This is a genomic window from Streptomyces griseorubiginosus (genome assembly GCF_017614965.1).
In the GTDB taxonomy this organism is placed as follows: Bacteria; Actinomycetota; Actinomycetes; order Streptomycetales; family Streptomycetaceae; genus Streptomyces; species Streptomyces griseorubiginosus_B.
The window spans coordinates 26,107-36,335 of sequence record NZ_WVUG01000058.1 but is presented as its reverse complement, the minus strand read 5'-3'; the positions used below and the strand labels follow the sequence as shown (position 1 = coordinate 36,335).

11 protein-coding genes and 1 pseudogene are annotated in these 10,229 nt (G+C 72.7%); 5 read left to right on the top strand and 7 right to left on the bottom strand.

The annotated features are described in order from the left end of the window. From GRC12_RS45560 to GRC12_RS14235, 3 genes and pseudogenes are all read left to right on the top strand, one after another. A pseudogene (locus GRC12_RS45560) lies at nt 1-146 on the top strand (sugar ABC transporter ATP-binding protein); the annotation flags it as partial. Between the two features lies 1 nt (nt 147). Continuing rightward, nucleotides 148-1,050 (top strand): sugar phosphate isomerase/epimerase family protein, encoded by a 903-nt coding sequence (locus tag GRC12_RS14240; RefSeq protein ID WP_208779609.1) that lies wholly within the window; start codon nt 148-150, stop codon nt 1,048-1,050. Nucleotides 1,051-1,069: 19 nt separating this feature from the next. After that, nucleotides 1,070-2,107, top strand: coding sequence for a Gfo/Idh/MocA family protein (locus GRC12_RS14235; protein ID WP_208779608.1), 1,038 nt, complete (start codon nt 1,070-1,072; stop codon nt 2,105-2,107). Here GRC12_RS14235 and GRC12_RS14230 read toward each other — a convergent pair. The 6 genes from GRC12_RS14230 to GRC12_RS14205 form a co-directional block, all read right to left on the bottom strand. Next, nucleotides 2,088-2,531, bottom strand: a complete 444-nt coding sequence (locus GRC12_RS14230) for a GNAT family N-acetyltransferase (protein ID WP_208779607.1) — start codon at nt 2,529-2,531, stop codon at nt 2,088-2,090. The genes GRC12_RS14235 and GRC12_RS14230 overlap by 20 nt on opposite strands. 1 nt (nt 2,532) lies before the next feature. Then, nucleotides 2,533-3,555, bottom strand: a complete 1,023-nt coding sequence (locus tag GRC12_RS14225) for a Gfo/Idh/MocA family protein (RefSeq protein ID WP_208779606.1) — start codon at nt 3,553-3,555, stop codon at nt 2,533-2,535. Nucleotides 3,556-3,589: 34 nt separating this feature from the next. Further along, entirely contained in the window at nt 3,590-4,882 is a 1,293-nt protein-coding gene (locus GRC12_RS14220) for a protoporphyrinogen/coproporphyrinogen oxidase (protein ID WP_244372802.1), read from the bottom strand. A gap of 123 nt (nt 4,883-5,005) precedes the next feature. Further along, nucleotides 5,006-6,010, bottom strand: coding sequence for a Gfo/Idh/MocA family protein (locus GRC12_RS14215; RefSeq protein WP_208779605.1), 1,005 nt, complete (start codon nt 6,008-6,010; stop codon nt 5,006-5,008). Nucleotides 6,011-6,122: 112 nt separating this feature from the next. After that, nucleotides 6,123-6,899, bottom strand: a complete 777-nt coding sequence (locus GRC12_RS14210; RefSeq protein ID WP_208779604.1) for an SDR family oxidoreductase — start codon at nt 6,897-6,899, stop codon at nt 6,123-6,125. Nucleotides 6,900-6,916: 17 nt separating this feature from the next. Beyond that, on the bottom strand, nt 6,917-8,083 hold the full coding sequence (locus GRC12_RS14205) for a phytanoyl-CoA dioxygenase family protein (protein ID WP_208779603.1): 1,167 nt from the start codon (nt 8,081-8,083) through the stop codon (nt 6,917-6,919). A 117-nt stretch (nt 8,084-8,200) separates the two neighbouring features. On the opposite strand from GRC12_RS14205, the gene GRC12_RS14200 reads away from it, so the two are divergent. Next, nucleotides 8,201-9,232, top strand: a complete 1,032-nt coding sequence (locus GRC12_RS14200; protein ID WP_208779602.1) for a LacI family DNA-binding transcriptional regulator — start codon at nt 8,201-8,203, stop codon at nt 9,230-9,232. Nucleotides 9,233-9,240: 8 nt separating this feature from the next. Continuing rightward, nucleotides 9,241-9,843, top strand: coding sequence for a poly-gamma-glutamate hydrolase family protein (locus tag GRC12_RS14195; protein WP_208779601.1), 603 nt, complete (start codon nt 9,241-9,243; stop codon nt 9,841-9,843). Here the strand turns inward: GRC12_RS14195 and GRC12_RS14190 are convergent. Then, nucleotides 9,833-10,177 (bottom strand): cupin domain-containing protein, encoded by a 345-nt coding sequence (locus GRC12_RS14190; protein WP_208779600.1) that lies wholly within the window; start codon nt 10,175-10,177, stop codon nt 9,833-9,835. The two genes, GRC12_RS14195 and GRC12_RS14190, sit on opposite strands and share 11 nt — an antisense overlap. Nucleotides 10,178-10,229 lie beyond the last annotated feature (52 nt).

Sequence of the window (10,229 nt, the reverse complement as noted above, 5' to 3'; positions counted from 1 at the left end):
AACTCACCAACCACATGGCCGGCGGCGCCGAACTCGCCGCCCTCAAACACGAACTCAGCCAGGTCCGCGGCGTCGACGTCGAGGAACTCCCCGAAGAGGGGGACCTCACCGCACCCGTCGCGGCGGGTCCGGAAGGGAAGGCCTGACATGGCCGGCGCCCTGGACCGCATCCGCGTCGGCTCGGCGCCCGACTCCTGGGGCGTCTGGTTCCCGGACGACCCGCAGCAGGTGCCCTGGGAACGCTTCCTGGACGAGGTCGCCGAGGCCGGCTACCCGTGGATCGAGCTGGGGCCGTACGGCTATCTGCCGACCGACCCGGCCCGGCTCACCGAGGAGATCGCCAAGCGGGACCTGAAGGTGTCGGCCGGCACCGTCTTCACCGGCCTGCACCGCGGCCCCTCCGTCTGGGACGCCACCTGGGAGCACGTCAGCCAGGTCGCCGCGCTCACCCAGGCGATGGGTGCCCGGCACCTGGTCGTCATCCCGTCCTTCTGGCGGGACGACAAGACCGCCGAGATCCTCGAACCGCCGGAGCTGACCGGCGAGCAGTGGGCGTACCTGACCAAGGGCATGGAGCGGCTCGGGTACGAGGTGAAGGAGGCCTACGGTCTCGACATCGTCGTGCACCCGCACGCCGACACCCACGTCGACACCGAGGACCACGTCGAGCGCTTCCTCGACTCGACCGACTCCGAGCTGGTCAACCTGTGCCTGGACACCGGGCACTACGCCTACTGCGGCGGGGACAGCGTCAAGCTGATCGAGACCTACGGCGAGCGGATCGGCTATCTGCACCTCAAGCAGGTCGACCCGGAGATCCTGGCCGGGGTACAGGCCGAGGGCACTCCGTTCGGGCCCGCCGTGGCGCGCGGTGTGATGTGCGAACCGCCCTCCGGCGTACCGGAGTTGGGGCCGGTGCTGGAGGCGGCGCAGAAGCTCGGCGTGGAGCTGTTCGCCATCGTCGAGCAGGACATGTACCCGTGCGAGCCGGACAAGCCGCTGCCCATCGCGGTGCGCACCCGCAAGTTCCTGAGGTCCTGCGGCGCCTGACCACCCGGAGGGGACGACCATGGCCCGGCACGAAACGCTGCGCGTCGCCGTCATCGGCACCGGGAAGATGGGCGCCGACCATGTCCGCCGTATCCAGGAGGTCACCAGCGGGGCCCGGGTGAGTGCGGTCGTGGACGTCGACGCGGAACGCGCCAAGGCCGTCGCCGCCCGCGTCGACGGCTGCACAGCCCACACCGACCCGGCCGCGGCGATGGCGGCGGCCGACGTCGACGCCGTGCTCATCGCCTCCCCGGGGCCCGCCCACGAGGCGGCCCTGCTGGCGGCGCTGGAGCGCGATCTGCCGGTGCTGTGCGAGAAGCCCCTCACCCCGGACACGGCCTCCGCCCTGCGCGTCATGGAGGCCGAGCAGCGCCTCGGCCACCGCCGGGTCCAGGTCGGCTTCATGCGGCGCTACGACGCCGAGTACCAGCGGCTCAAGGCCCTACTGCAGACAGGGCAGTTGGGCCGGCCGTTGCTGCTGCACAACCGGCACCGCAACGTCGCCAGCCCGCCCGGCTGGACCAGCGAGATGCTGATCAACGACTCCGTGGTGCACGAGATGGACGTGACCCGCTGGCTCCTGGACCAGGAGATCACCTCGGTCACGGTGCTGCGACCCACCCCCTCCGCGAACGCCCCGGACGCGGTGCAGGACCCGCAGTTCGTGGTGTTCGAGACCGACGGCGGCGTCGTCGTCGACGTCGAGATCTTCGTCAACTGCGGCTTCGGCTACCAGGTCCAGGCCGAGATGGTCTGTGAACGCGGCACGGCCCGCGTCGGCGACGGCCACGCCCTGGTCACCAACATGGCCGGCCGCTGGGGAGGCACCATCGCCCAGGACTTCGTCGAACGCTTCGCCGACGCCTACGACCGCGAGGTCCAGGCCTGGGTCGACGCCACCCGCCGCGGCGAGGTCACCGGGCCCGGCGTGTGGGACGGCTACGCCGTCGCGGCCGTGTGCGAGGCGGGCGTACGGTCCCTGGAGGACGGCGGCCGGGTACCCGTGGAACTGGTGGAACGGCCGCCGCTGTACCGGGTCAGCCGAGCGCGCGGGTGAACACCACCCGCGGCTGACCGGGCCCGTTGTACTCCTCCTCGACGCGCACGCCGAAACCCAGGCTGCGGTGGAAGGCGATCGAGCCCTCGTTGCCCACCGACGTGATCGCCTTCAGCCGTACCGCGCCCTGCCGCCCCGCGGCCTCGGCGAACGCCTCGTACAACGCGCGTCCCAGCCCCGCGCCCCGGGCGTCGTCCCGCGTCGCGACCAGATGCACGTACCCCGTGCCGCCGGGCGTGACGAAACCGATCAGATAGCCGAGGACGCCCTCGTCCGAGCGGGCCACGAGACAGGTCTCCCCGAACTCGTGCACCAGCGGCAGCAGATGGAGCGCCCGCAGGTCACGCCCGCCCCAGTAGCGGGCGTGATCCGCCAGCACCTGCCGGATGTCGGTGATCCGGGCGGGCGTGATGACGGCCCCCATCTCAGCCGCCGATCACGGTGCGCGGCCGCGGCTCGAACCCCGCCGCCCGGTAGCAGGCGTCGATCAGCGTCATCGTCGCCGCCGCGTCCTGCGGACCCAGCGGCAGCGGGGCACCGCCGCGCACCCGCGCCGCGAACGCCTCCAGCTGGTACGTGTACGAGGACCGGGTGCCCAGCCGCTCGGTCCGCTCGCCCCGCGCCGACCGGACCACCACCCGGTCGTCCAGCTGCGGCAGCACGAAGTTCGGGGCGCTCACCTCGCCCTCGGTGCCGACGATCCGGCAGCTCATCTCCAGCTCGTCGTACGCCATGTGACAACGGGCCGAGCCGGTCGCCCCTCCCGGGAACTCCAGCTCGGCGTCCAGCCACTCGTCGACGCCCGGCGCCCCCGCCCGTTCGCCGCCCCGCGCGGAGACCAGGCGCGGGGCGCCGCCCGCCCAGGGGGCCAGCATCCGCACGGCGTGCAGGCTGTAGCAGCCCAGGTCCATCACGGCGCCGCCCGCGAGGGCGAGGGACCAGCGGGGGTCGGTGTCCGGGGGAGCGGGGATCGCGACCAGCGTCTCCACCCGGCGCAGCTCGCCGATCTCGCCGCTCTCCACGATCTCGTGCAGGCGCCGGGTGACGGGGTGGAAGAGGTAGTGGAAGGCCTCCATGAACACCGTCCCGGCCTTCGCGGCCGCCTCCCGCACCTCGGTGGCCTCCTCGGCGTTGCTCGCCGACGGCTTCTCGCTCAGGACGTGCTTGCCGGCCGCGAGGGCGGCGAGGTTCCACGGGCCGTGCATGCCGTTGGCGAGCGGGTTGTAGACGACCTCGACCTCGGGGTCGGCGAGCAGGTCGGCGTAGGAGTCCACGACCCGCTCCACGCCGTGGTCGGCGGCGAAGGCCTCGGCGCGGGACCGGTCGCGGGCGGCCACCGCGACGAGGCGGTGCCCGGCGGCGCGGGCCGGGTCGATCAGGGCGCGCTCGGTGATCCGCGCGGCGCCCAGGACGCCGATGCGCAGGGGTTCCGCGACCGCTTCGCTCATGACGGGTGTGCCTCCTTGATCCGTTGCTGCGGGTTCAGTGTGCCGGTGGGAAGTGCCGGCGGGCGAGGTCCTGGGCGTGGGCCACCGTGGACTCGATCAGCTCGAAGGCGGGCAGACCGCCCACGTGGTACGTGTTCGCCCGGCCCTGCAGCGCCTCCAGCCGGTCCAGAGCGCCGTCGGCGAGGTCGGCGCTGCCGAAGTGCGGCATGAACGCCCACGCGCGCCGCAGATGCACCTGCTCCAGCCGCCCGCCGAGGGCGGCGACGTCCTCGCGCAGCAGCGCGGATACCTTCTCGGGACGGCCGTAGGAGTAGAACGTCCGCACGTCGCTGCCCGGGTAGCGGTGGTGGTACGAGACGCAGTGGCCCATCGCCTCGCGGCTCGCGGTGTGCCGGCCGAGGAAGTAGAAGGCGTCCTCGGGCAGGCCCGGGGCGGAGGCGAGGGTGGTGTGGTAGGCGTTGGAGCGGACGCGTCCGGCGAGGTCGCGCTCCTCCTCGGTGGCGTCCAGGACCGGCAGGATCCGGTCCAGCGGGACGGCCAGCACCAGCGCGTCCGCCGACACCGGCCCGGAGTCGGTGTGCACCCGTACCCCCTCGGCGTGCCGCTCGACCGCCACCACGCGCACCCCGCACCGCACGTCCTTCAGCTCGTCGGCGACCCGCCGCCACAGTGCGCCGAACCCGCCCACGACGGTGAACGCGCCCGCATGGCCCAGGAGTTGGGGCCTACTGGACAACAGCCCGGTCATCTCGGCGTACTTGACGAAGTACAACGCCGGCACGTCGTCGTCGAGATAGCCGTACCCGGCGGCCGTGTACCCGGTGCCGAACGACTCGGCCATGGACCGCAGTCCGTGCTCGGCCAGCCATGCGCCGACCGGGGCGGCCAGGGCCCGGGCGGAGTGGGCGAGCCCGGGTTCGGCGATGTGCGGGAACTCCCGTGCGCGCAGGGCCCGGTAGCGCGGGAGGGCGTCGTCGCGCAGGAACGCCATGGCCTGCCGGGCGGCCTCGCTGCCCTCGGCGTCGAGGACGCGGTAGCGGCTGGTGCGCTCGGTCTCGACGCCCAGCTCGGCCACCAGCTTGGCGGTCCGCTCGTACATGGGGGTGCAGATGTGGCCGCCGAGGTCGTAGGCGTGCCCGTCGACGTCGACGCTGTGGCACTTCCCGGCCACGGTGTCCTGCTCCTCCAGCACGGTCACGCGGTGCCCGGCGCGCTCCAGTTCCCGGGCGATCGCGAGGCCGCTCGGTCCGGCGCCGACGACCACCGCGCTGCGGTGCCGGGCGGTGCCTTCGTACGGCGGGGACATCGGCTGCTGGCCGGGGTTCATGGTCGTCGCTCCTCGGTAGGCGGGACGTGATCCATCCCTTGCTCATACGGGGAGAGACGCGAGGGTGTTCCGGGCGCCTGACGCCGGTCGGCACCCGGAACAGTGAAGCCGTGCCGGCGCCCGTCAGCGGGCGCGGACCTCGGCGATCGTCACCGGGCGGTGCTCGTGCAGGGACAGCGTGCAGGCGTCGGCGATCCAGCCGGCCTCCAGGGCGTCCGCGATCGTGCACGGCGAGGGGATCCTCCCGGCCACGACCTCCGTGAACGCGGTGAGTTCGGCGCGGTAGGCCTCCGTGAAGCGGTCCATGAAGAAGTCGTGCGGAGTGCCGGCAGGGAAGGTCACGCCGGGCTCGACCGAGCGCAGCGGGAGCTTGTCCTCCAGGCCCACCGCGATGGAGTCCTTGAAGCCGTGGATCTCCATGCGGACGTCGTAACCCCGGGCGTTGTGGCGGGAGTTGGACACCACGCAGATGGTGCCGTCGTCGAGGGTGAGGATCGCGCCGGTGGTGTCGGCGTCGCCCGCCTCCTTGATGTACTCGGCGCCCCGGTTGCCGCCGACGGCGTACACCTCGACCACCTCGCGGCCGGTCACCCAGCGGATGATGTCGAAGTCGTGCACGCTGCAGTCGCGGAAGATGCCGCCGGAGGCGGCGATGTAGGCGGCCGGCGGCGGCGCCGGGTCCAGGGTGGTCGAGCGCACGGTGTGCAGGGTGCCCAGCTCACCGCCACGCACGGCCGCGCGGGCGGCGACGAAACCGGCGTCGAAGCGGCGGTTGTAGCCGATCTGGATCGGCACGTCCGTGCCCTCGACCGCCTTGAGCACCCGCACGCCCTCGGCCATCGTCCTGGCCACCGGCTTCTCGCAGAAGACGGGGATGCCGGCCTCGACGCCCGCCAGGATCAGCCCGGGGTGGGCGTCCGTCGCGGCGGCGACCACGATGCCGTCGACACCGGCGGCCAGCAGGGCCTCCGGCGAGTCCACGACCTCGCCGCCGAACCGCTCCGCGGCGGACTTGGCGGCGTCCGCGAACGGGTCGGTGAGGACGAGCGACTCGACCACGTCGAGCCCGGAGAGGGTCTCGGCGTGGAAGGCGCCGATACGGCCGAGGCCGAGAATGCCGATACGCATGACGGTTGCAGCTCCTTGAACGGTTCTTGCGAGCGGAGGGGAGGTCGGTGAGCGGTTGTCGTGGGCGGAGGAGAGACCGGTGAGCGGTTGCGGCCGACGGAGGGGGAGGCTGTCAGTCGAGGCCGCCGAGGACGTTCTGGTCCCAGTCGATCACCGATCCGGTCACCACGCCCGAGCGGTCCGACAGCAGGAAGACCACGAAGTCGGCGATCTCGTCGGGCTGGCCCAGCTTGCCCATCGGCAGCCTGGCCGCGGCCTGCTCGCGCCAGTCGTCGCCGGCGCCGTGGAAGGCCTTCTGCGTGGCGTCCTCGCCCTCGGTCGCCGTCCAGCCGATGTTCAGGCCGTTGATGCGGACCCGGTCGAAGCGGTGGGCGTGGGCGGCGTTGCGGGTCAGGCCGACCAGACCGGCCTTGGCGGCGACGTACGGGGCGAGGAAGGGCTGCCCGCCGTGTGCCGAGGAGGTGATGATGTTGACGACCGTGCCGGGCGCCTTGCGGGCGACCATGTCCGCGACGGCGGCCTGCATGGCGAAGAACGGTGCCTTGAGGTTGATCGCGATGTGCTGGTCGAACAGCTCCGGCGTGGTGTCGAGGAGGGTGCCTCGGGAGGTGAGTCCCGCGGAGTTGACCAGGCAGTCGATCCGCCCGTACGCGGCGACCACGTCCTGGACGGCGGCCTTGGCCTGCCCGGCGTCCGCGAGGTCGGCGCGCACGAACATCGCCTTGCCGCCGGCCCCCGCCAGTTCGGCGACCAGCGCCTCGCCCGGCTCCGGCCGCCGGCCGGTCACGGCCACCACGGCCCCCTCGCGCACGGCGGCCCGCGCGATGGCGGCGCCCACGCCCTGGCTGCCGCCGTTGACGAGGACGACCTTGTCGTCGAGAAGTCCCATGGGTGTCCGGTGTCCTTTCAGCTCGTGCGCCGCTCGGCGCCGGCCCGGAGCGCGTCCCGCAGCGTCCGCGGGGTCCAGCCCAGGCTCAGCGCCTGGCGTACGACGTCCGCCTGCGAGGGCGGGGCGAGGCCGTCCACCGGCGGGTCGCTGTCGAGGTTGGTGGGGAAGGGGTAGCCCTCGGCGCCGGCGGCGATCACGTTCTCCAGCCAGGCCGTGTCGGCGCCGTCCGCCTTGCGCCGCAGCAGCACCGGGTAGACGGCGTTCGCCACCGCCTCCCGGTCCACGGTCTCCATCGCGCGCCCGAAGGCCGAGGACACCTGGAGCAGGTTGGCCATGCGCCGTACGTCCGTGGTGCGGTTGGTGCCGGCGGCGTGGAACAGCGCCGGGTTGAAGAAGGCGGCGTCGCCCTTGGCGAGCGGGAGCTGGACGTGGTGCTCCTTGAAGTACGCCTGGAACTCCGGCCGCCGCCAGGCCAGGTAGCCCGGCTCGTACGTCTGCGAGAAGGGCAGGTACAGCGTCGGCCCCGACTCGACCGGCATGTCGCGGTGCGCGACCGCGCCCTGCAGGGTGAGCACGGGGGAGAGGCGGTGCACATGCGCCGGATACGCCGCGGCGGCCTCGTCGGAGAGGAAGCCGAGGTGGTAGTCGCGGTGCGCGGTCTGCGCGAGACCGCCCGGGTTGACCACGTTGACCTGCGAGGTCACCTGATAGCCGGGGCCCAGCCAGGCCTCCGAGACCAGGGCGAGCACGGGGTTGGCGTAGTAGTCGGCGAAGGCAGCCGGGTCGTAGAGGGCCGCCTTCTCCAGCGCGTTCCACACCCGCTCGTTCGCACCGGGCTTGGCGAAGTGGTCGCCGGCCGTCGCGCCCGCCGCGTACTGCTCGCGGATCAGCGCGTCGAACACCTCGGTGAGCCGGTCGACCACCGCCCCGTCCGGGAACGCCCCACGGAACACCACGACGCCGGGGCCGTCGCTGAGCGCCCTGACCAGCTCCTCCTGGATGTCCCGGCGGTCCCGGGCCGCACCGAGGCGCCCGGCGTCGTACAGCAGGACGTTCCGCTCCACCCCGCAGGCGTGCGGATAGTCGGCGGGATCGGCCGTCCGCTCGATCAGCGCGCGGAAGGATTCGAGGTCGCAGTCCTGCTCGGACAGCCAGGCACGGCGGTGTACGGCGGTGAAGGACATCTGCGTCCTCTCGGTGACAGGGGCGACTCAGCGCTGCCATTCTTGTCAGCACAAACCCGTCGAACAACCAGCAGGCGGCCATCAAAAACCCCTCAAGGAGACCCGAGGAGTCACCGCATGGGCCATCCCTTCCCGATCCGGGAGATCGCACGTCAGGCGGGCCTGAGCGAGGCGACGGTGGACCGGGTCCTCAACGCCCGGGGCGGGGTGCGCGAGTCCACCGTGCGGGAGGTCCGGCAGGCCATCGCCGACCTGGACCGCCAGCGCACCCAGGTCAGGCTGCTCGGCCGCACCTTCATGATCGACATAGTGATGCAGACCCCCGAGCGGTTCTCCACCGCCGTGCGCGCCGCCCTGGAGGCCGAACTGCCCTCGCTGCACCCCGCGGTCGTGCGCTCCCGCTTCCACTTCCGCGAGACCGGCCCGGTGGTGGAGCTGACGCGGATCCTGGACCGGATCGCCCGGCGCGGCTCGCAGGGCGTGATCCTCAAGGCACCGGACGTCCCCGAGATCACCGCCGCCGTCGCCCGCCTCGCCGAGGCCGGCATCCCCGTCGTCACGCTCGTCACCGACCTGCCCGCGACCGCCCGTCTCGGCTATGTCGGCATCGACAACCGGGCGGCCGGCGCGACCGCCGCGTACCTGATGGGCCAGTGGCTCGGCGACCGGCCCGGCAACGTCCTCACCAGCCTCAGCAGCGGCTTCTTCCGCAACGAGGAGGAGCGCGAGATGGGCTTCCGGGGCGTCATGCGCGCCCGTCACCCCGAGCGCGCGCTGGTCGAGATCGCCGAGGGCCAGGGGCTGGACGCCACCCAGTACGACCTCGTACGGGCCGCGCTGGAACGCGACCCGGACATCCGGGCCGTCTACTCCATCGGCGGCGGCAACATCGCCACCCTGCGCGCCTTCGAGGACCTGGGCCGGGAGTGCGCCGTCTTCGTCGCGCACGACCTCGACCACGACAACACCCGCCTGCTGCGCGAGCACCGCCTCTCCGCCGTCCTCCACCACGACCTGCGCCAGGACATGCGCGAGGCCTGCCACATCGTCATGCGCGCCCATGACGCCCTGCCGCCCGCCGGACCCACCCTGCCGTCCGCGATCCAGGTCGTCACCCCGTACAACATGCCCCCGCAGGCGACGAGTTGAGGCCGCGCGTGACCGCAGTGACCGAAGAGGTGGAGATCGAGGGAGTCCGGCTGCTCGCCACCCTGACAGTGGGCGGCGAGATCGGACTGCTCGCCCTGCACGGCAGCAACGAGGGCGGTACGGCCGAGCTCGCGCGGTCGGTCGCGGGCCGCTGCGGCGCCACCAGCCTGGTCTTCACCCAGCCCGGTGCGCGCCGGCCGGTGCACATCCCCTCCCCGCGCATGGCGGTGGAGCACTGCGCGCTGCTGAAAACCTTCCTGGACCACGTCTCGGTCACGGTCTCCCTGCACGGCCACATGCGACCGGCGACACCGCGCTCGGTCTTCCTCGGCGGCGGCAACCGGCCCGCGGCGCGGCTGCTCGCCTCCGGGCTGAGCGCCCTGCGACCGGAGTTCGACCCGGTCACCGACCTCGACGAGATCCCGCGCTCGCTGCGCGGGCTGCATGCCCGCAATCCGGTGAACCTGACCCGCCGGGGCGGCGTCCAGGTCGAACTCCCGCTCTCCGCCCGGACGGTGCGCTCCGGCGGCTGGGACCCGGAGCTCCCCGACACGCCACCGCACCACGTCGTGGACGCTCTGGTCAAGGGCGTACGGATGCTCACAGAGTGATGGCGTACGCCTTGCGCAACGTCTCGTGCACGGTCCACCTCGTCCGGTCGCCCGCGCGCAGGACGGCCATGTCCCCGGGCCCCACCGTCAGCGTCGGCCCGTCCTCGACCTCGATGGTCGCCGAGCCGCTGACCACCACGAACAGCTCGTCCGCCTCGGTGTCGGTGACCACACCCGGGGTGATCTGCCAGATCCCGCGGAGCTGCCGGCCGTCCGCCGACTCCCAGACGACCTTCCCGGTCACCTCCGGCGTCCCGGACACGATCTGCTCCGGGGCGAGGGGCTCGGGCTCGAGCTCGGCGTCCGGGACGTTCACGACGAAACTGTGGGTCATGCGGCGACCCTAGCGAGCCCCGGGGGCGTCGGGCCGTGGACAGTGTGTGCGG

Coding starts and splice junctions, on each gene's coding strand:
- GRC12_RS14240 (WP_208779609.1), top strand. CDS start 148: ATGGCCGGCGCCCTGGACCGCATCCGCGTCGGCTCGGCGCCCGACTCC.
- GRC12_RS14235 (WP_208779608.1), top strand. CDS start 1,070: ATGGCCCGGCACGAAACGCTGCGCGTCGCCGTCATCGGCACCGGGAAG.
- GRC12_RS14230 (WP_208779607.1), bottom strand. CDS start 2,531: ATGGGGGCCGTCATCACGCCCGCCCGGATCACCGACATCCGGCAGGTG.
- GRC12_RS14225 (WP_208779606.1), bottom strand. CDS start 3,555: ATGAGCGAAGCGGTCGCGGAACCCCTGCGCATCGGCGTCCTGGGCGCC.
- GRC12_RS14220 (WP_244372802.1), bottom strand. CDS start 4,882: ATGAACCCCGGCCAGCAGCCGATGTCCCCGCCGTACGAAGGCACCGCC.
- GRC12_RS14215 (WP_208779605.1), bottom strand. CDS start 6,010: ATGCGTATCGGCATTCTCGGCCTCGGCCGTATCGGCGCCTTCCACGCC.
- GRC12_RS14210 (WP_208779604.1), bottom strand. CDS start 6,899: ATGGGACTTCTCGACGACAAGGTCGTCCTCGTCAACGGCGGCAGCCAG.
- GRC12_RS14205 (WP_208779603.1), bottom strand. CDS start 8,083: ATGTCCTTCACCGCCGTACACCGCCGTGCCTGGCTGTCCGAGCAGGAC.
- GRC12_RS14200 (WP_208779602.1), top strand. CDS start 8,201: ATGGGCCATCCCTTCCCGATCCGGGAGATCGCACGTCAGGCGGGCCTG.
- GRC12_RS14190 (WP_208779600.1), bottom strand. CDS start 10,177: ATGACCCACAGTTTCGTCGTGAACGTCCCGGACGCCGAGCTCGAGCCC.